Genomic DNA, 20,836 nt, shown 5'->3' with positions numbered 1-20,836 from the left:
GTGACCGACTTGGGCGAATCGCTGTCGGTACTTGACATGGAAATTTGGCCAGACAACGCCTTGGCCGCGAAAGACCTCGTGCACTATCCGGATACGGCCGAGCTTTTTATGCGCGGTCCGGGGTGGCGTGCGCTCTTGAGCGACACAGCGCCCTTTTCCGCGAACGATATTCTCACCCACTATGATGATGGGTACCTTCGCCAGGCCGACGGCCAATGGACTCCCAAAAACATTCCCGGCACCACACCGAGAAAAACTAATGATCAATAACCTTATAAGAGGTAGAGAAAACCGGTAGCACGCTTACGCATACATGGTAAGGTGCTACCGGTTCACCGCTGATTACTTAAATCCGAGTACTGGGTGTGGTCGATACGCCCCCTCTAAACGGACAATATCTTCAGTGGACAACGTCAAGTCGAGGGCCGCGATTGCATCGTCTAAGTGATGAAGCTTGGTGGCCCCGATAATTGGCGCCGTTATCGGTTTTTTCTGTAAAACCCAAGCCAGAGCCACTTGCGCCATGGACACCCGCCGTTCCTCGGCGATTTCGGCGACTCTTCCGACAATCTCTCGGTCAGCACTTTCCATGGCGGTGTATAGAGTTTTTCCAAATTGATCCTTCTCGGAGCGCTTGCTGCTCTCATTCCACGGTCGCGCTAACCTGCCGCGCGCCAAGGGACTCCAAGGGATCACCCCAATGCCTTCCTCTTCGCATAAGGGCAGCATTTCGCGCTCCTCTTCGCGATAAAGCAAATTCACATAGTCCTGCATGGATTGAAACCGACTCCATCCATTCCGATCGGAAATTGATAACGCCTTCATAAATTGCCACGCATGCATCGAAGAGGCCCCGATGTATCTGGCTTTCCCAGACTTGACCACATCATTGAGCGCCTCCAATGTCTCCTCAATGGGTGTTTCATAATCCCATCGGTGAATTTGATATAAGTCGACGTAATCTGTACCGAGCCTCTTGAGACTATGATCAATCTCCGTCATAATGGCTTTTCGAGATAGTCCGCCCCCATTGGGGCCAGAACGCATTCGGCCATGAACCTTGGTAGCCAGCACAATCTCATCGCGGTGAGCATAGTCCCGTAGCGCCCGCCCAACGATTTCTTCACTCGTGCCATCGGAGTATACGTTCGCCGTATCAAAAAAGTTAATCCCCATGTCAAGTGCCTTTTTGATAAATGGCCGGCTTTCCTCTTCATTCAATACCCATTCATGATTACCCCGCTCAGGGACCCCATAGCTCATACAACCAAGACATATGCGTGACACCTGCAGTCCAGTATTACCTAATTTCGTATATTCCATGTTCTCCCACCCCTTTCCCCTATTGTACTGCGAAGTTGTCCTAGGTGGAGCCTGGGATTTCGCGCACCCCATTTCTGGTTGCAGCCGCCGAGTTATTCTTTATGGGCATCCTCAATGCCCCAAGCGTTCGTACTGATCAGTTGGACCGCGCATCGGTAAAAGGCTCCCCTCTCACGAAGAGCCATTCTCAAGGAGAATCGTATATTGTTACTTCTCATAATCTCTTTTATCTTCTGGGTCTTGGGGAGATGTCATGTGAATCAAACTTCCGCTTAACCGACCGAGTCATTTCCCACCTTAGTGCCGAACTCTCGGCCGCCATGTTCTGCTATGAGGATGAGTCGTCGTTGGTCTCTTGCGCCATCAACACCTTGCGCAACCGTTTCGTCAAAATTTTTTCCATCCCGAATGCTCTCAATAAAGGAAATAGGTTCACCAACAACGACGCGGAATACGGCACCGGATAGCGAGCTTTAGGGTGGGGAGAGGAAATCGCCCGCAATATTGTGCGAGCCACCTCTTCGGGGGACGTGGAGTAGCGGTCAATGCGAAATTCGTCGCCTTTTTGATACCACAAGCGATACGGTGAATCGGCTGAGCGCAACACCGTGAGGGAGGCTTCGGCGGCATTACGAGAAAAATCCGTTCTCACCGGTCCCGGTTCAATCAGGATCACCTCAATCCCAAAGGCCTGAACTTCCATCCGCAAACTATCACTAAGCGCTTCAAGCGCAAATTTCGTCGAACAATAAACCCCCATCATGGGCATACTCGAGCGCCCCACCACCGAGCTCAGATTGACGATACGCCCGCGACCGTGATCACGCATGACGGGCAACACCGCATGAATCAGTCGCAAGGGCCCGTAAAGATTCACATCAAAGGACTCTTCCACCAAATCTATCGGCACATCTTCAACGGCCCCCCGCTGACCATAACCCGCATTATTAATGAGCACGTCAATGCGCCTATGATGGAACAAGACCTCTTTGACTACCTCTTCTACCTGCGACGCATTGCGCACGTCAAGAGCATATTTATCCGTCGCCGAGACCTGCTCAATATCCATGAGGTTCCGCGACGTCGCAATGACCCGATAGCCCCGTTGATGAAGCAATTCTGCAGTCGCCCGACCAATTCCTGTCGAACATCCCGTAATCAGTACCACGTCTTGCGACGGATTGGATCCCATGCTTTCCTCCTATTCGACCATTGCACCTAAAGACTGTACCACCAGCACGGCTTGCGTAAGGTCCAGTCTTACCTGGCGAAGATTGACGCCGCGAAAGTCCACGCGGTCGAGAGTCGCTCCACGCAGGTCCGCCTGCGCTAAGTTTGCCTTATCTAGCAGAGCCCCCGTTAAGTCTGCACCACGAAAGTCGCACTTCTTCAAATTGGCTTCCCGCAAATCGCTTTCCACAAACCGTGCATCACGGAAATCTGCATTGGACATATCTGCATGTCGAAGGGCACAATATGAAAAGTCTCCACCAACTAGCGTCACGCCACTCCACACGATTTCGTCAAATTCGGTGCCAATCATGCGACATTGCAGAAACGAAGCGCCAAAAAAGTTGCTTCCTATCAGTCGGCAATTTAAAAAGGCACTGTCACGATGAATCGTACCGTTAAACTTTCCTCCTTGAAATCGGCACCGTTCAAACGTTACGTGGTCTGTGGCACACTCCATAGCATCGACATCACGAAATGTACAATCGATAAACTGCGTGCCGCGCACGCGCGTCATCTCAGGCCAGCCGTCAAACACCCGGTTGGTATAGATAAGGTCCAATTCCTCCATGTGGTCTGCTCCTTCGCCAATCTAGTCTAGACATGTTTCCCCGTCTGAGTCGCCGTCCTTAACGCCTCTTTAGCGAAAAATGGCACCAAGACTGCAATCACGGTCATAGCCAATAAAATTAAGAGCCAATCGCTAGGATGACTGACCACGAGCGGTCCCAGGATCACTGGTATGATAGCAACGCCAATGTTCGATGCCATACTATATCCTGCGGTGGCCAGTCCCGCTGACCCAGCACCCTCAGCGCGTCGGGCGGCCGATTCCAGGGCTAAGGTGTACCAGCCATTGCTGAGCGCACCAAACACGAAAAACACGAGGTCTAACCCGATCGCCGTGGGAGAGAGCGTCCCTGTGAGAAGAAAGGCACATCCCATGAGAAAGATAAGGGTCAAGATCCCTAGTATTCTCTGGAGACTGCGGCTTTTGTCTATCGACTCGCCGATCCACCCAAATATCACAGCCCCAGCCCCGGAACCGAGAAATGTTAGGGATGATAATAATCCGCCCAAGCTGGCCGCATGGGCTACATGCAGATGAGTTAACGCGCTGCTACTGATAGAACCATACATCACACTGATGGAGGAGACGACAAATCCCACAATCCACCAACCGGAAACCACCAATCGTACGCGCCCTAAAGGATCTCCCTCGGGAGCCCCTATTCTTCCCAGCGTCACCCACAAAACCCCGCCGACGATCACATTGAGCGCCACCGCCAACCACAAGTCGAAAGATAAGCTCAGATGTGGGGCTATTAGGGACCCCACAGCCATTCCAAAGAATAGCGTGCCAATCACGGCGCCAGTGGCACTCTTAGTGCGCACAATGCCTTGAAGCCGCAACACGGATCCTATTGGAGCGATTAAGAATGGATAGGCCATAGCCGCTAATACTTGAGCGACAAAAAAGAAAGCATACGAGGTCGCTAAGGCCCGAAAAACGAGCCCCACGACGCTCAGGATAATCGCGGTCCTTAGAACAGGCCGTGGACCCCGTCGAGCGGTCAGAAGTCCTGCGGGTAGAGCACCGACGATCATCGCATAGCCATATAGAGACACCAGTAATAAAATGGAGGAGAGCGAGCCTTTAAGACTTCCCATGAGGTCCGGTACCAAAGGTGCCAGCATAAACCATGAAAATCCCAACACAAAAGCAAAAAGAGCATAAGGCATTATAAGACGGGTGCGACTAGGCATAATGCGCCTCCTTAACCTCTCTGAGTAAACTTATGTCATCACCGTCCTCTTCGACGCACTTCACTGAGGCTCCTGCTGCCATTGGGTAAAGATCGGGGCGCACTACCTCACTCCTGGTGTTCTGTCTGATCGCGGAGGTTGAGTAACAGCTCCTCTAATTGCACTTCGGTCGGCGAAGCCGAGGGAAGCGCCTTTTCCACCGTATAGGAAGCACACACATTCGCTTCATACACCGCCCTCTCCCACTCCATGTGCGAATGCAACCGCGCTATTAATGCCGCCGTGTGCACATCGCCCGCACCCGAAGTGTCACGGGGAGGCACGGCCCTAGTCGGTATGAGTCGCGGGCGTCCATCATCGTCGAGAATCCATGCGCCTTCGGATCCGACCCGCACGATAGCGCGGGCGGTCGGAGCCAGTAGTCGCGATAATCGCCGCACCGCTTCGTCTCCCCTCTTTTCGCCTGTGAGAATGCTGGCTTCCCTAAAGTTGACTGTAAGAATGTGAGCGCATCCTAAGAGTCGACGACGCACAGAAGGCGAGATGTCTACCACCAATGGGCCAGGGTCAAAGACCGTTATAATGCGAGCCGATTGTCTCTCCACCCAATCCATCACCGCAGATGCAAAAGGTTCACGGACGAGGTGATATCCCGATATGTAGAGAGCATCACCATCCTCGATGGCAATCGAACGCAGGTGCTCCTTTGACATCATCGACTCGGCCCCACTGACCGTGAGAAACGTCCGTTCGCCGTCAGCTTCCACAATCGCTACAGTAAACCCAGTATCGGAATCCGCTACGGGCTTTCCGAGAAATGCTACTCCCATGGTCTCGAGATGTCGCCTGGCAATAGACGAAAAGGCCCCCTGGCCCAACCGCCCCACATACGCGGTCGGGCACCCCAGCCTGTGCGCGGCTGCAACGAGGTTAAATCCTCCACCGGGCGTAATTTGCCCCTCTTTGGCGAAGACATCCCCCCCACGCGGAGGCCAGGTGTCGACCACCGTAATGATATCCATGATGATGCCCGCCGCTACCAAAAGCCGTTGCGGCCTTATCATGTTGACCTCCGCCTACGACTCGCTACCCGCGAAACTCGAATGCGAGACGGCTTGCTCACAAGAAAAAGGCCAGCTCCCACGATAAAGGCGATGAGGAGAGAAAGACTCGAATTGGCAAAAACCCCGCGTGAGAACACTCCATGAACATAGGGAGAATCAGTAAAGATGAGACCGACACTCACTGCAATACCCCAGCCGATGATCGGCCAAAGCCGCACCTTAGGAACGGCACCATCCTCCACTTGTAATAGATGGGAAAAAACTTGTGCTGCGAGAAATACGCCCGCCCATGCTGCGAGTCCGACGCCTAACAGCAAGACAAAAGATTCAAAGGCCGCCAAGAAATTTTGCGCCACCAGCACCACGTAGGCTGTACCGATCATCATCACGACAGCATCAATGGCTACCGTCTTATAGCGCTCGAACGGAACAAATAGCGCCATCAAATTTAGTCCCGATGAATAGAGACTCAGGTCCGCCTCCACTACGAGTCCAGCCGCCGCTGTCACAAGATAGGCAATGGAGGCCCATCGCGGCAATGCGGCCCCAATGACTGCAATGGGATTTGCCGCTGTAGCCAAATGGGGCGATCGTGTCGCCATCAGAAGCCCGGTCGACATTAAGATGACCAGCGGTATTGCCGCCCCCAACACGACAGACCACAGTATTTTAGAGCGTAACACAGGACGACCTACATAACGACTATAGTCTGCCGCAGCATTAGTCCAACTGAGACCCGTTCCCGCAATGACAATGGAAAGTGCCGGCAAAAACCCATGAATCCACGATCCATAAGGGCGGTTCCACACCATAGCCCAGGAGGTATGCATCACTAAGAGCCCGATGATGCCGAGTGTCAAGACACCAAAAATATAGCTCGCCCACTTCTGAATAACCACCAATGTCGCTTGTCCCATCAGGCTCGCTAAGATGGTACACACCACCATGGTCGCCATCGCTTCCATCGCTACCGCCACTGGCGCATGCGGTTCAACAAATCCATAGAGAATCATTAACGCCAGCGTACCGGTGATGACACTAATGGTTTCCCAACCCAAAAGAGAGATCCAACTAACGAGCGCGGGCAGCACATTGCCGTACTTACCAAAGACCCGGCGAGAAAGCGCCATCATGGGAAGACCAGTTTGCGCTCCCGCTATGGAAAACATCCCGACAAGAAAAAATGATGCCGTCCCCAGAATAATTACCAGCAGCCCTTGCACAAAGTTCAATCCCAACGAAAGCAGGATGGCTCCATACACCATAGACATTAAACCAAGGTTAGCGCCACACCACACCCAGAACAAGTCACTCGCCTTACCATCTCTGGCCGTTAAGGCGACAGGCATGATCCCTGTGGTTTCGATGTGCCAGGGCCGGTTAAACTCCATCGCCTCCCGCTTCACCCAAAGTCCCCTCTCCGAATACCCGTCACGAGGACGGTCAAGATCCCTGATGCACCATAAGATTCTATCTTGCAACTGCACCCATGAACAGCAAATCACGATTCCCCCAGGAGCGATTTTAATACACCCTGCGATGAATCTGGGCAATTCAACGATAAATCGGCTATGTGCAAAATGTGGTTGGATTTCCTCGTTTCTTGGCTCAATCTTCCGTTCTCAGCACGACCGGCCAAGGTTGGAATATGCGGTCCGTATTGACGGCATGCTATCCTGCCGCTGGTTGGAATCCGCCGACCACGGGCCCTACGAACCAGACAGTGATGCGGGCGGTGGACAATGGTTACTATCCATCGCGCGATGCGTCGGCGGCCTCCGACAGCAGATCTTGAATCGGTGCATGAATCCCGGGAATGTCCTGCGTGGCTGTCGTCCACACAATCTCGATATCCACTTCATCGTACCCATGAATGAGTACGTTGCGCATGCTCTTCATGACGTTCCAGGGTAGGACGTCCGCATGGTCCTAGAGGAATTCCGCCGTCAGCCGGCCCGTCGCTTCCCCGATAATTTCCAGTTGGCGCATAATGGCACTTTGCCGGAGTTCATCATCCAGGAACTCTTCGTGCGAAATCGCTTCCGTCCAGCGCTTGATTCGCTGGACAGCCTCCGCGATATGGGTCAATGTGCTGAAGTTATCACGTTTCGGCATAAATCACGCGCCGCGTCGAAAGAATTTCCTCCCGCAATACGGGATAGAGCCGTTGCTTGTTGGCCACATCCACGCGACGTCCCAGCAGTTCCTCGAGGTCTCCCACCAAACGCCCCACGTCAAAGAGCGATCGAATGGGTGACATGGGTCCCATTTCATAGAGCACGTCGACGTCACTCTGGGACGTAAAATCGTCGCGCAAAACCGACCCAAAGAGCGCCAACTCCCGAATCCCATAGCGATGACAAAGGGCGGTCAACTCGTCCGGGTCGATGGAGATTGGTAAGCGTTCAGGAATATTCACGGTCTGGGGCATACGACATCCCTCCTTCTCCTATCATACGGCGTGCGCCCAGCAAATCAAGGTTTCTTCAGCTTTTCTCAGACTATTTGGCTAAATAGCTAACCGGCCCGAATGTGCATGAAGGCCACTCATCTCAGGCGGCCGATCCAACCACGTTTTGCACACTACAGCAGGTTATTCGGAAGACGCCTTCAACCAGGTTTTGCACAAAACAGGGCGACTCACTATCGAGGGGACAGAATACGATCCAACCCTAGATTGCAAATGGCCGATAAATCTTCCGGTACAGCCCCGTTTCACCCACAACATGGTCAACAAGCGTACCAAGGTGGCTCATGCGGCGGTATTCCACGCTAAGCGTACTCTCGGAGTCCCCACTCTACTAATTGATGCAGAGCCCTGACTGAGGAACCTTAAGTCAGAGATCCGAGAAGCTCAGTAAACATCTTGTCCCTCGCCTGGATAACGACCAACCAGCATCACGCTATGACACACGCGATAAGGTGAGCCGGGTAGCGATTCAGTCCATCGTGTGTCCGACCGTATCTACTGTATGGGATCTTTCTATCGGTGTTCCCTGACGTTAGACTGGACGTCGCCATCAAAACCTCCCCGCCGCGCTTGATCGAGAGGGAGGGACCGCCCCAATAGCGTCTCATAATCGCGGCTTTTGATAGCCGAGATGCCTTCACGAATGCTCCGCTGAATTCCGACCAGGGGACGCAGGATATCGACCCGCAGTCCCGCCTTTTGCATCGCATGAGTATTAGGTCCCTCGCCCCCCTGTTGGACCTCAATATCGCGACCGATCACTTGACTTACAGTAGACACCAACTTCTCAACGCCCAAAAGTGAACCACATAATGTATCGGTGGTATTCTCATGACCCGCTCTCGAAATCACCATCGCTGCAGCCATCGCATACTTACGCCGAAGCTCCTACCCTAGCGTGCCAATCCCTCACGAAGTGACCCAGGGGACTCGCGCCATGGCGTGTTGAATATTAGACACTTCGCGCTCCAAATACCCATTGTGTCTTAAAAACGACGATGCGATGCTGGTCTTCATGATTTCTGCTTCGGTCTCCTTGTGAACCGGTGCCAAGACACTAGTACTCTTTGAGGCATTCACAATGCTGGTATAAGCGATAAAATTTATGTGCGCTGGCAGGACCGCTCAACGCTGATGAATACGGGTGTCGTCTTGCATAATTCCGCCACCATATTGGACCCCATGTGCGGTGTTGATATCCTCACCAGCGTCTTCACCACCACGCCTTCGTCGCCCAGAACTGCAGCCAAATTGCATGCCGCGTGGAATAAGAGAGGGTTTCATCGCGATTCCCAAATAAGGACCTGCTCTATCGAGAGACAGGTCGTATCCTCATGCCTATTTTCGTCCTATGTTGCCTTAACCCCCTCATTGGCGATGAGTACGCGGGGGATGACGATGATAGGGGTTTCTCCTAGACACCATAGCATTAAGATGTCGGCCACCGTTTAGCACACTTAGGTCGTCATGATCCCTTATATGACGCCTAGATCCCATCCAACGGTTCCACAGGCGTTTTCCTCGTGAAGGAAATCGGATGACCGATCGAGATATGTGCCCATGGGATCGTCGACGTAAGCGCCCCTCATCTGAATACCGAACAACAACCAATAGAGCGCACACTAGCATCACCGTGAGGGATGCCACTAAAATCCAAAGAACTGCCATCTCTCCGTGACCGGAATTCATCTCAATTCACCCTTTCGATGCAATCGATACAACCATTAGTCGCTAGCCGGTTCGACAATAGTCACGGGAATGGGAGACCTTTGGAAAACGGCAAACGATACGCTCCCCACCCACGAGCCTACCTTAGAGGTACCACGTCGTCCGAGAATAATTAGATCCATATTGTGATCGATGGCGTAGCGTACGATTTGCTCATGAGGAAGGCCCAGGACGGTCACGGTATCAATCGCATGGCAACAGGCCAGGAGGTCTTCGGTTTTCTCCAAAATTTCTTCTGATTGTCGGCGCGCCGCAATAAACGCTTCGGGCAGCACCATGGCTTGCGTGGGCGCCATGACATGCAACAATGTTACCGAAATACTTTTTGTCGGCGCATGGTCACCGAGCCACCGAGCAGCCCGAAGCGCCGAGGGGGATCCATCGGTAGGCAACAAGACTGAAAGTGCCATTTGTCTCTCTCCTTTCTTCCACCTTCACTTGTCATGAAGAGTAGCCTCTATCACGAAACATATCCTCGTTAAGAAAATATGAGCCGACAACCGTAACGGGTATGGAGGATTCTTGCATCAAAGAAAAGGACAAACTTCCCAGTAAATTCCCTAGCCGCGTATGTCCTCGTCGCCCCACCACAATCGTGTCGACAGGTCTTTTTTCGCTATAAGCAATGATGGCATCCGCTGGCTGCGAATCTTCGAGAATGCGGCATTCTACAACGTTCAAATGAGATAGGAGTTGGCGCGTCTGCTTTAGAGCGCTCTCCGCGTGTTCGTACGTTCTTTGCCACGCCGTTTGCAGTACCACCGACTGTCTTTCAGCGGTGAAATGGAACAAGCCATGCGACATCACATCGTTATCCGTGGTGGCTAGTCCCAAGACCGTCACCACATAAACGTTGGCACCACAGTGCGTAAGCGTGTGGTCAGCCCATGCCGCAGCTTTTAGAGCTTGCGTGGAGCCGTCTGTGGCTAAGACTAAAGAAAGAAGCTCACCCACGGAAATCCACATCCTCTCCCAGTCATTTGTCACTTTTATGGTAGGCCGTCTGACGAGAAAAATAGAGGGTCTTACGGTCATGGTTAATGGGCCATGTGGGTCCTTTGTAGAGTACTAGGCAGGCTATCGTTTAGGGCCGCCACTTCCATGCTGACCGTCAAATCTCAAGTTATCCCAAAAGGCAAAAAATTAACTCGGTAAATGAACCGCAAAACGTTGTAGGCTCAACATTATCAGTCCACCCTTCTTAAGGAGAACATGCTGGTGATAGGGCGGTTTGGTGGTATCCGTTCCAAGAGCTCAATTCATCATGCCGGGATTCGCGGAGCCCCAAGAGATAGTAGCCGAACATCCCGGGGTGTTTGTCAAATCCGACCCTACCAACAAGCTCAATGATTTTTGCCGATATGATTCCCCCGCATCATGTGATCCGCGTCGTCAACGACGCGGTGGATCCACTGAGTGGCGCACCGTGACTAAAAAATCGGAGCGATACCAATGTCATCTGGTACCGAACACAAACGAACGTCCGCATTTTCGAGCATTATGTCAGTGGCCTTGCGTCAAGTCCGCGGTTAACCATGGCGCACATCCGCCGTTCCTCGGACGTCCACGGCCGCGATGCCGCCACACGCGACAGAGAGCTTTTGGTCACCCTGGGTAGTTACTCGCTGCCCTCGCTTGGGATTAGTCTCGTGCCCTCTTACACCCGTTGCTACGTCCCAGCGAGCACAGCATTTTTCCGGCTATAACCATCACAGAGTGTCAGGTGGTGTTTGTGCAACATGCGCGGGTTTTCTGGAAACAAAAATCCTGCAATCCCTTGTAGGATGCTGGTTTGTAAACTTTTGGTGTGCCCGAAGGGACTCGAACCCCTGCTTCTCGTTGGTCCCGCCTTGGTGTGTCTCAAATCATCTTGAGTGTTCGTTGAAAACCCCATGTTAACAGGAAATTTTATGATTTTATGTCAAGCCGTGTCCATGGCAGTTATGACGGTTTTGAAATTCTCTGCGGCCCGCTTTGGTTCCGATCCGAAGAAAAACACATCCATTTTTTCAGCGGAGTCCGCCTGCATATTGGGTAAGAGATGGCCATAAATCTCCAAGGTGATGCTGATGTTCGCGTGGCCCATCCGTTCGCTCACCACTTTGACCGGCACTCCCTCAGCCAGCCAATAGCTCGCCATCGCATGACGTAGATCATGGAGCCGCATTGTCTTGGGTAATCCAGCCCGCGCGACTAAACGCTTGAAACCGTCGTACACGTGTCCGCCAGCAAGCCACGTCCCATTTCACGTTGTGAAAACGCATCCCTCTTCTTGCCATGCGCTTCCGGCCACCTGACGCTCGATCTCTTGGTCGCGTTGGTATCGTCCTAACACGTGAGCACATAGTCTGAGAGCACTATAACTCGACGTCCCGCGGGCGTCTTCGGCGGATTGGCGGTTCGCTTGGCACCCCATCCGACTGGGTCCGTTGAATAGTCACCACCTTGCGATCCCAATCAATGTCGTCCCACTTCACGGCCAAAGTTCCCTCCCTTCGGCACCCCACCATTGCAAAAACACCCAGAGCGCGTACAGACGCTCCGACTCCGCGGCCCTGAGCATACCTCTGGCCTCTTTCGATCGTCGGAATCTACAGCCGGCGCTGCGACGATTTCGGAGCCTTTGCCCCGTATGAGGGATCCTTGGACAGCAAATCCCACGCTACGGCGTCCTAAAATGCTCCATGAATAATCACGCGAACATGGCGCACAGTCCCTGGGGACGTGCCTTCGTCCAACAGTCGCGTGTAAACGTTCTGGATATCGAGCGGGTTGAGGGTATTCATACGACGGTCGCCGATAAGTCTCTGGATGTGAGCGATGTCAGCACGATAGCGAGCTACGGATGACGGTCGGACCACGACTTGAGGGAACCATCGATTAAGGTACTCGCGTACTGTCTCCTCGCTCGTCGCCTTGCGGTTTGGGTCTTCGAAATATTGCGCGGCTTCCTTTTCGGCCCAATTCTTGGCCTCTTTCTTGGTACCAAACGTTCGGGTCGTCTCCCGACGCCTTCCAGTACTTACATCATAGAGAACGACTCGGCCCTTCCAGCGACCACAGCACAACTTACGCGGCTCGACAGCATAGGGATCCCTTATTGCAACTCGGCATAAAATTATCTCACCTAAAACAAGGCTTCGCGGCAACACACAAAAACTCCTCCCATGCTGGTTGGTCGGACGTTCTCAACTCACTTTCGGTCTTTCGGTCAAATCGGACCGCCTTCTGGTCACCGTCTACCGAGGGTTCATCAACCGCAAGTTCTTTGATTGCGTGGGTCCGCTAACTGCAGTGACGCCCTCCAAGGAAGGGCCGTAGGGGTCGGCACCATACGTCTTAATCAGAGGGGATCGATTAGCCCGAGGAGTTGCAACACCTAGGATGGCGAACTATTCCCACAGTTAGCGGCCATGATTTCACGAAAAAACAAGCTCCATGGCCCGCCCTGCCCGTCGCAGCACCGCCAGCCGTCCTGCCACGTGTCACTCCCTCCGTCAACTGGGATGGTGGCCACACGAGTCACGCTTCTCGACCGCAAGTGAGAGCAAATTTTGCCGGCCCGCTAGTTGCCGATCGGGCGGCAGAGGACGAGTTCATGTCAATCTGCGGCTCCTTGTACGCGTCGATGGCGCCAAAGTTGTCCGCGGATCCATTAAGAAGGACCTTGCGCTCCATTACGAAACTTGACGATCCGCTCGACGGAATTGCACAGCTGCCCGCCAAGGTCGAACAGATAATCGCCTCCAAATTCCTCCGAAGCGGACTTCCTGCCATCGATGCAGAATAGTGGAATTACCTGATTGAAGACATAGTCACAGGATATCCCTCGCGATCCCGAACACGTACGCTCAGTTCTCAATCGTTTGAAAGACGCACCGAAGGGGTTGGAGCACGTTGCCCAGTGAGACGAACTGTTGGGTGTCTAGCATATGGGATGACCTATTTCGTCTAGACTATCATCCTTCATACCGTTGCCACGGTATATTGAAGGTCTCGAACCTCTACCACAGAAGTAGACGTACACCTTAGACGACTGCTATCAAATATCGCTAGGTTGTGACCGGTTGGAGAGATAGTACTTTGATACTTGATTCCGTGATATTGGAAGCGCCCACCATCGCGAATGCTCTTGATGAAATCGCAAATATATTGCGTGGGCAAATAGTCCAGGGAGCTGTCATTTCTTCTTAGCGGCCGGGCAATCTCTCTGCTGATTTGTCTCAGGTGACCCTTATTTATGGCATGCTGGGTACAGTCGAGACCTGAGAACGCACTAAGTCTGTCAATAATGCTTAAATCGACAATATCGATTGGTTCAGTCACCATAAAGGCGGCAATAGTAACATAGTCGTGGGCGCCGGCCCGGATTTCCTTCAAAGTTGTCAATTCATCGGTTGCAACGTAAAGATAGGGTATGCCTTGGGGATTAGCCCGTCCTGCACTGGCCTTTAGCAAGGGTGGCGCCCCCATGTCCGTGGAAGAAAACCCATTCTCATCGGATAGCCTGGCGCGATAAAACACTGCCCCGGCCTCATAACGCCGTTTTGCATATGCGCAAAATAGTTGTAACACTTCGGTATTCATATGGCTGGTATGAAATCGGCTTTCCGTCTTGATCGCTTTAACAAAGGCTTCCCAGTCTCCAGTTTTTATCAGGGAGTGTTCGGCCATGTAAGTTGGTTGCACCGATTCTGCGATACCAACCGGGCCGTTAAACAGTTCGGGGTTTTGGGCGTATTGTTCTGCACAAATTCCCGTGACGATTCGATGAACGAGGCTTCTCTCAACGTTAAATAGGTCCCAGTTGTCATGGAGTTCGTCCTTTAGCAGGCGCAGATTCTCTGGGGGGTAATCGGCCGACAACAATTTAACAGGTTTATAAACAGCCAATAGCTCCTCAAACAGGGGAACCAAAGTATCGTGCTCATTTGCATCGTAGATAGGGACGTTTTCGCTGTGGCAAATATCACAGTGCCCCTTATGCCCCAGGCGCGCGATGATGGCTTTGATTTCGGTGTCCTTAAAGCAATTTTCACAACAGATCATTGGTCCAACGCCTTAGTGAGGTAATCGCTGATAAGTTCGATGTGGTGCATGATTGATAGCTTTTTTAGCGTCCCGAGACCTGGATACGTACCCTCACGGTAGTGCTCCTCCAATATCTTGATCGCTCTCGTTTTCAGACCTTCTTCCTTGTTCCACTGCACCAGCTTGGTCAATGCTTCGTAAAACTTGCCCGCAGGGTCACTTGTGTCCTCGTTCGTGTCTGATAGAAAGTGCCTGACGCGGAGATTTTGCTTAGGATCGAAGTAGACAATGTGTATAGCAACGGCAAACGGAGCGAAACCAGATTCTGAGTATTCATTGCCGACAATCGAATAGTCGGAAAATCCGACGAATCCATCATCATGGTAGTAACGGTGTTCGGCAGAAAAAAATTCGTCATCCCTATCTGCATAATCCGCATTTCGCAATTGTTTTTGGAAGGGATCTTCTATGATAACTCGGTTTTTTCGGACCGGCCTAAAAGTTCGTGCATCCGGAACCAACTGATAGGCCGCAGGATCCTCTAGTAGATAGTATGTGTAATCGTCTAAAAGATTTTTATCTTGATGAATCAACATGAGTCGTTCCCTTGGGATGGCCGGTGGTTCGTGCAACAACCGGGGCGTCACATAATAAGCCTGGATAAGATTAGGGTGGGCTAAACACATCGAATATTTTAGCTTTAAAGGATCCGTCTCCTCTACCACGTCCATTTCCCCAGAAAAGTTTCCCACCTGAGGATTTTGTACAACCGCAATCGGTTGGTTTGCATCCCGAAACGACTCCAATGTTTTGAGGAGAGTGAACGAGAGTTTAATCGGCTCTATGATCGGTATAACATGAAAACCCAGCAATGAATTCTCAAGTATTTCTCGGATTGCGAGAAGTTCATACTGTCTGCCCCTTAGATATGGTAGGTACATAACATTGCTATCCTCCGAATGTGTTATTTAAAAACTTGTTCAGTTTTCTATAGTCCTCAGACACAAAATTCGAGAAATAAACCAAAGACTTAAGTTCGTACGGAACTTGACCGTATGCAATGGGCTCCACATTGCTGCGCTTCTTTAATTCAAACAGAAAGTGGCGATACGCAACCTCAATCTCTATATCGTGGAACCACCGGAAGCACTCCTTGTAGTATTGGGCCGGTTGGGCCGTCGGCACCCGACCATAGTGCTTTAATAAAATATTTTCAAACTCATGCTTTCGCAAAATTTTAAACAAGGCCTTGTGTTCTAGTTTTGAACCGTCGTCCACCGGCTCTCTCTTATGACTTATCGTTTGGTTTCGAGTAAGTACGTAAATGCCAACGCGAGTATCTCCAGCTAATTTCTTCAATGTTCGCTCGTAATTGGATTCTGACGTGACAACGCACACGCTTTTAAATGCCTTGTAGTAGTCAAAGACTTGCGTGCGTAACCGATCCAGCGTGTCCAATTCTGTCTTGATTTCGTACACAACAGCCCGTCCGTTGATAAGGACGAAATCAGCCTTAGACTTGTTAACAGCGACCTCTGAAAGGGCAGTTGTGGTATTCAGACTGTGTCGGCCCAAGAGAAGTTTATTGAGTAGCGTGTTTTTATAAAAATACTCGTTTCTGTATGATGCGTTAATTACCTGATAGATATTTTGCATCACAGCCCTATTATCTTGTGACTCGACACCTTGGAGGTACTTCCAAACGACGGCATTATACACAGAGTTTGACTTCTCGTTAATAAGATCCAGCACAGTCCTCTTCGAGAAAATTCGATTTAAAATGGTATTGGTGCTCTCCATGACCTCACCTCCCCGTCCACAGACGCTCCCAATTTCGCTATTCTATCTTAAGCATTCCTGATCGCCCGAACTCCATCCGAGGCCCTCCCCGCTTTGATACCACAGCCAGAGACTCATATTACCGGGGCATCACGCCGCAACGCTCGATAAAGCGTAGCTCTAGAGACATGTAACGCCCGCGCCACTTGCTCGGCCGAACTCTCTCGAGTGGCCATTAGTCGTTGAGCCATACACACCTGTTCCGAAGATAGACGCATGGGACGACCGCCCATGCGTCCTCGAGCCCTGGCAGCCGCCAATCCGGCATTCGTTCGCTCCCGGATAATTTCTCTTTCGAATTCGGCCATTGCCCCAAAGCTATGAAAGATTAACTGGCCCCCAGCGGTCGTCGTGTCCATTTGTTCTTGTAGACTTCGGAATCCAACCCCGCGGTCGCGCAATTTCCCTACCACTTCGATTAGATGGCCCAGAGAACGACCCAACCGATCTAACTTCCAAACAACCAGTACGTCGCCATCCCGAGCAATACTCCATGGCTTCCGAGAGCCCTGGTCGGTCAGCACTACTACCGGACATCACATCGCGGAAAATCCGGTCACAGCCTACCTTTTGCAAAGCGTCTTCCTGGAGCGCCATCGTTTGGTCCGTGGTGGAGGCGCTGGCATAGCCGATCAGCATAGCTTCCTCCCCTTGATGCGATTGTCGCAAAACCCATAAGCCTTGTCTATTCCTGAGACACACATTTCGAGACAAAGTTTTGACACAATCAAACTGATGTTTTTAGCACAAACCACCGACCACCTCACAGACTAACCGTTGTGAAGAAACCGTGTCTCCGTCTAAGCGAGGACAGACACCTGCGGTGGATAGAATGCCGTGCCCCCCACGGTTGAGGTTAACCAGCGACCAATGTCAGGCGTCTCGCCGGAAATCGGATTAATAGTCCTGATGTCACTGGACGAAGAGCGTCCTGCCACGGCACGCGACTTGGGTCGCGCTGACCTCTATACCGCAGATCGGCGACTCCGTCCGCCGTGCGACGATGTAAAGGCAACCATGGAGCCACAGGCCGTGATATCTATGATGTGCAGTGTCCCTAGGGCCCGCGGACAGGGATAATCGATCCATTCCACACCGTTGACATAGGAAGTGCGATCCTCGTTATATAAATACCACACGGGCAGAGGGTCACCATTCCACTGTATGCAGCGCGACAAGACTCGTAGTCGTAAGCAGCTCATAATGCTTTGGTGGTCCCCAACCCTAAAGAGATGTGTGCTGGGTCATGAATTAGCCCAAACAGTGGTGCCGAATTTCCTGCGTCCCGTTCTGCGGCCCGCAACCGTCCAGCGCAAAATGAAAATCCCGCAATCCCTTGTAGGATGCGGGTTTCAAACTTTTGGTGCGCCCGAAGGGACTCGAACCCCTGCTTCAGGCTTCGGAGGCCTGCGTGATATCCACTTCACTACGGGCGCATCAACTAAAAGATTATATCATCCCTGTGCCACACATCGCAAGTTACGGATCCCTCATCCACGAACCGATCTTAGAGTTTACCCAACATTAATAGGATACCGAGGCCAACAAACATGATACCTGCTCCTAAATGAATGTATTGTGTTGGTACTAGACGCGTTACGGCCTCCCCAAAAATCACCGCTAAAAGAGCACTGAGCGCCAACGCTACCGCTGCTCCTACAAAAACCGAAGTCGTCGACTCACTTTGCGCCGAAAGTGTCATGACTGTCAGTTGCGTCTTATCCCCTAACTCCGCAAAGAAAATTAACCCGAAGGTTGACAGAAAAACCTTCCAATCCACCCGGATCCCTCCCTGAAAGGCTCGTGCTTCGTCCTCAGGGAATAGATATGACGGTCATGCCTTATTCATGCACCACTGACTCGATTACGGTGGTCTCGGATACGAGTCCTAACCGTTTGACCCAGCGCTCGGTATCGTCCCAGAGTTCTTGTAGAAATAGTTCTGGCGACCAATCTAGCACTTCCATGGGTGCTCGCAATCGGTTTCCCAACCTCTCCATAATGCGAAAGAGATCATCCCTCAACACCAGCAGTTGCCCCTTTGCATCTTTGTCCATCGTGGGCAGCATACGATTCAAATAGCGGTCCGAAAAAGCTTGATGGCGCGCTTCATCCTGCAATGTGCGACGTGACAATCGTCCGACTACAGTGTCGGGAAATCGATCGGCAAATCCCCCATAAAACGTCTTGGCAAAGAGATCGCTAATGAGGATCCCAAACACCCACTGAACAGGGTCGTGTTTCTGTAAAAGTCTTGCGTGGTAACGCCACATTTCTGGTAGGCGTCGACTCGGGAGGGGTTCGACCTTGAGCACCCGATATAAATGATTCAAATTACGAAAATGACGGGCTTCGTCCAAACCCATGCTCGATAAATAGAGTGCCGGTTCCGTATGCCCTTCAGTTAATATCAAGGGCAGAACGGCACTCACTCCTAACATCGCCGTCTGTTCCCCTAAATATACGGGCGTAATCACCTGACCCAACGCCTGCTTCTTCTCTTCGGGAATTCCCTCGACAAGCCCCCAATCGATTTCATCACTCCCCCACTGAGAGTGAATGCCCTTTTCAAACAGGCGTAAAAATTCTTCGTCGTTAATTTCCGGATTGACATGAATCATCACGAGGCGCCTCCTTAACCAGGTAGATGATTCACTTTACTCACTCAGGGCTGCTATGCCGTAGGGTCGAAAGGCCCCACTTTGCACGTCTAGATGGTCCCATTATCATGACCACTGCCGCCATAAAAGGACCTCATGGACCCTCAGATGCGGAACAAACGGCAACAGCATTTCGTTCGCAGACACACTATCATCAAACCCAAAGGCGTCTTTGAACGGAGGTCTTCCCCATGATTGAGGTCTTTTCAAAACTACATCCGTGGCTGACCATGGCTTTATGGCAATGCACCATCTGGGCATTAGTACTGGTCGGCATTATGGTGCTCCGCCACCACCACTAGTGCTATCAATCGTGTCTACGATCCGAATCATAGCGGGCATAGTGTGCAGCCGCTTCGGCACGCCGGGTATAGCCGAGTTTACTCAGAATATTGCTCACATAATGCTTTACCGTTTTCTCACTTAAGAACAAGGATTCGCCAATTTCCCGATTGGTTTTCCCTTCTGCCACCAAGGCTAAGATCTTGGACTCATTGTCGTTGAGCTCTTCAATCGGGTCCTTGGGTCCTTGTGCTGTCCTCAGCCGTCGAAACAGCGTGGCGGTCACCTGCGGGCTAAATAAGGACCCGCCTTGGGCCACCGTCCGAATTCCTTCAATCACCGTGTGACCGCGAGATTCCTTTAATAAATAGCCCGAAGCGCCAGCATCAATTGCGTCTAATACCATCTCGTCTTGCCCGAACGACGTGAGCATAATCACTTGAACGTGTTCATCTTGTTCCTTTATCTGACGGCACACCTCAAACCCATTCACGTCTCCCATACGCACATCCAGCACGGCCACGTCCGCTTGATGCGGTATATTCTGAATGGCCGCCAAACCGGTGCCATAATCCCCTACCACTTCCAGGTCGGGTTGATGGTCAATAAGATTCTTCAGCCCCATTCGAACCACCTCATGGTCATCAACAATGGCCACCCGAATGATACTGTCTACCTCATGGCTATCCATATACCCTATCCCCCAGTCATTAAAATAACTTCGTTGAGTCCGCAGAACGGGGCCACCGAAATTGCACCGTCGTGCCGTGCCCCGGTTTACTAGTCACGTCCATCACTCCACCCAGCTTTTCCATGCGACGATTCATATTTTGCAATCCAAAATGATGATTGAGATCGGATACAGCAGCGTCATCAAACCCTACACCATTATCTTCGATCCACAATTGATGTTCCCAATCCGTACTTTGCCATCCCACAATCACCTGCGAGCTCTCGCCGTGGCGAATGGCATTGGACACGGCCTCCTGAACCGAGAGCACGAGATCATGAATCACCGCGGGATCAAGCGTCAAATACTGCTGATCGTGAAATTGCAGTTGCACGACGGCACTCTGTCCCGTCCTTTGCAACATATCTTTCAACGCCACATAGAAATCGACAGGCGATGTTCCTAAACTTTGAATATACATGCGAATGTCTGTCATGGTGAGACTCAGTGTCTCGGTAATCCGATTCAATTCGGTCCGTTCCGCCTCGTCAAGACCTTCCCCATCGAGAAGAAATTCCAGCGATAGCGTGAGCCCATACAACGTTTGCAGGACTCCATCATGCAATTCACGACCAATGCGTTCCCGCTCTTGCACCGTGGCCCAGCTTTCGCGGTCTTGATAGAGACGGGCATTGGAAATTACGACGGCCGCTTGTCGTGCAAACAGTTGCGCTAAGACTTCATCCTCGCCGGTGAATCCGCCGAGCTTATT

Annotated in this window: 21 protein-coding genes, 1 tRNA gene and 2 pseudogenes; 1 reads left to right on the top strand and 23 read right to left on the bottom strand. The window is 51.8% G+C overall.

Annotated features, from left to right (window positions below; all coding sequences use genetic code 11):
- Nucleotides 1–270: hypothetical protein (locus ACOJWD_RS14275; protein ID WP_486993914.1), on the top strand; the 270-nt coding region annotated here is incomplete at its 5' end.
- Between the two features lie 72 nt (nucleotides 271–342).
- On the opposite strand, the gene ACOJWD_RS14270 is transcribed toward ACOJWD_RS14275, so the two are convergent.
- The 23 genes and pseudogenes from ACOJWD_RS14270 to ACOJWD_RS14160 form a co-directional block, all read right to left on the bottom strand.
- Complete coding sequence (locus ACOJWD_RS14270) at nucleotides 343–1,323, bottom strand: aldo/keto reductase (protein ID WP_486993913.1); 981 nt, start codon at nucleotides 1,321–1,323, stop codon at nucleotides 343–345.
- 328 nt (nucleotides 1,324–1,651) lie between these two features.
- On the bottom strand, nucleotides 1,652–2,515 hold the full coding sequence (locus tag ACOJWD_RS14265; RefSeq protein WP_486993912.1) for an SDR family oxidoreductase: 864 nt from the start codon (nucleotides 2,513–2,515) through the stop codon (nucleotides 1,652–1,654).
- A gap of 9 nt (nucleotides 2,516–2,524) precedes the next feature.
- The gene (locus ACOJWD_RS14260; protein ID WP_486993911.1) at nucleotides 2,525–3,124 is read right to left on the bottom strand and encodes a pentapeptide repeat-containing protein; all 600 of its coding nucleotides are present in this window, start codon (nucleotides 3,122–3,124) and stop codon (nucleotides 2,525–2,527) included.
- Nucleotides 3,125–3,150: 26 nt separating this feature from the next.
- Complete coding sequence (locus ACOJWD_RS14255) at nucleotides 3,151–4,320, bottom strand: MFS transporter (protein WP_486993910.1); 1,170 nt, start codon at nucleotides 4,318–4,320, stop codon at nucleotides 3,151–3,153.
- A gap of 107 nt (nucleotides 4,321–4,427) precedes the next feature.
- Nucleotides 4,428–5,384, bottom strand: coding sequence for a PfkB family carbohydrate kinase (locus ACOJWD_RS14250; protein ID WP_486993909.1), 957 nt, complete (start codon nucleotides 5,382–5,384; stop codon nucleotides 4,428–4,430).
- Nucleotides 5,381–6,790, bottom strand: coding sequence for a purine-cytosine permease family protein (locus ACOJWD_RS14245; protein ID WP_486993908.1), 1,410 nt, complete (start codon nucleotides 6,788–6,790; stop codon nucleotides 5,381–5,383). The genes ACOJWD_RS14250 and ACOJWD_RS14245 overlap by 4 nt, the downstream gene beginning before the upstream one ends.
- Nucleotides 6,791–7,133: 343 nt before the next feature.
- Nucleotides 7,134–7,499: pseudogene (locus ACOJWD_RS14240) on the bottom strand (HepT-like ribonuclease domain-containing protein).
- Entirely contained in the window at nucleotides 7,486–7,815 is a 330-nt protein-coding gene (locus ACOJWD_RS14235) for a nucleotidyltransferase family protein (protein WP_486993907.1), read from the bottom strand. The pseudogene ACOJWD_RS14240 and the gene ACOJWD_RS14235 overlap by 14 nt, the downstream one beginning before the upstream one ends.
- A gap of 552 nt (nucleotides 7,816–8,367) precedes the next feature.
- The gene (locus ACOJWD_RS14230) at nucleotides 8,368–8,721 is read right to left on the bottom strand and encodes a hypothetical protein (protein ID WP_486993906.1); all 354 of its coding nucleotides are present in this window, start codon (nucleotides 8,719–8,721) and stop codon (nucleotides 8,368–8,370) included.
- A gap of 857 nt (nucleotides 8,722–9,578) precedes the next feature.
- Nucleotides 9,579–9,992, bottom strand: coding sequence for a universal stress protein (locus tag ACOJWD_RS14225; RefSeq protein WP_486993905.1), 414 nt, complete (start codon nucleotides 9,990–9,992; stop codon nucleotides 9,579–9,581).
- 31 nt (nucleotides 9,993–10,023) lie between these two features.
- Nucleotides 10,024–10,536 (bottom strand): universal stress protein, encoded by a 513-nt coding sequence (locus ACOJWD_RS14220; protein WP_486993904.1) that lies wholly within the window; start codon nucleotides 10,534–10,536, stop codon nucleotides 10,024–10,026.
- Between the two features lie 967 nt (nucleotides 10,537–11,503).
- On the bottom strand, nucleotides 11,504–11,800 hold the full coding sequence (locus tag ACOJWD_RS14215) for a tyrosine-type recombinase/integrase (protein WP_486993903.1): 297 nt from the start codon (nucleotides 11,798–11,800) through the stop codon (nucleotides 11,504–11,506).
- A gap of 454 nt (nucleotides 11,801–12,254) precedes the next feature.
- Nucleotides 12,255–12,731, bottom strand: coding sequence for a tyrosine-type recombinase/integrase (locus ACOJWD_RS14210; RefSeq protein ID WP_486993902.1), 477 nt, complete (start codon nucleotides 12,729–12,731; stop codon nucleotides 12,255–12,257).
- Nucleotides 12,732–13,548: 817 nt separating this feature from the next.
- On the bottom strand, nucleotides 13,549–14,631 hold the full coding sequence (locus tag ACOJWD_RS14205; RefSeq protein ID WP_486993901.1) for an RES family NAD+ phosphorylase: 1,083 nt from the start codon (nucleotides 14,629–14,631) through the stop codon (nucleotides 13,549–13,551).
- Complete coding sequence (locus ACOJWD_RS14200; RefSeq protein WP_486993900.1) at nucleotides 14,628–15,554, bottom strand: sce7725 family protein; 927 nt, start codon at nucleotides 15,552–15,554, stop codon at nucleotides 14,628–14,630. Before ACOJWD_RS14200 ends, ACOJWD_RS14205 begins: the two co-directional genes overlap by 4 nt.
- 7 nt (nucleotides 15,555–15,561) lie before the next feature.
- Complete coding sequence (locus ACOJWD_RS14195) at nucleotides 15,562–16,413, bottom strand: sce7726 family protein (RefSeq protein WP_486993899.1); 852 nt, start codon at nucleotides 16,411–16,413, stop codon at nucleotides 15,562–15,564.
- A gap of 113 nt (nucleotides 16,414–16,526) precedes the next feature.
- Nucleotides 16,527–16,976, bottom strand: a complete 450-nt coding sequence (locus tag ACOJWD_RS14190) for a recombinase family protein (protein WP_486993898.1) — start codon at nucleotides 16,974–16,976, stop codon at nucleotides 16,527–16,529.
- A 19-nt stretch (nucleotides 16,977–16,995) separates the two neighbouring features.
- Nucleotides 16,996–17,049, bottom strand: a pseudogene (locus tag ACOJWD_RS14185) (hypothetical protein); the annotation flags it as partial.
- A gap of 764 nt (nucleotides 17,050–17,813) precedes the next feature.
- Nucleotides 17,814–17,888: transfer RNA gene (locus ACOJWD_RS14180), tRNA-Arg, on the bottom strand.
- A gap of 71 nt (nucleotides 17,889–17,959) precedes the next feature.
- Nucleotides 17,960–18,232 (bottom strand): TMEM165/GDT1 family protein, encoded by a 273-nt coding sequence (locus tag ACOJWD_RS14175; protein WP_486993897.1) that lies wholly within the window; start codon nucleotides 18,230–18,232, stop codon nucleotides 17,960–17,962.
- 61 nt (nucleotides 18,233–18,293) lie between these two features.
- A complete protein-coding gene (locus ACOJWD_RS14170; protein WP_486993915.1) occupies nucleotides 18,294–19,073 on the bottom strand; it encodes a ferritin-like domain-containing protein in 780 nt (259 codons plus the stop codon).
- 346 nt (nucleotides 19,074–19,419) lie between these two features.
- Nucleotides 19,420–20,085, bottom strand: coding sequence for a response regulator transcription factor (locus ACOJWD_RS14165; protein ID WP_486993896.1), 666 nt, complete (start codon nucleotides 20,083–20,085; stop codon nucleotides 19,420–19,422).
- Between the two features lie 19 nt (nucleotides 20,086–20,104).
- A partial coding sequence (locus ACOJWD_RS14160; RefSeq protein ID WP_486993895.1) for a sensor histidine kinase occupies nucleotides 20,105–20,836 on the bottom strand: 732 nt, incomplete at its 5' end.

The sequence above is a fragment of the Sulfobacillus sp. TH-112 genome (assembly GCF_057473405.1).
The sequence above is the reverse complement of the archived record's forward strand: the minus strand, read 5'-3'. Positions and strand labels throughout refer to the sequence as shown.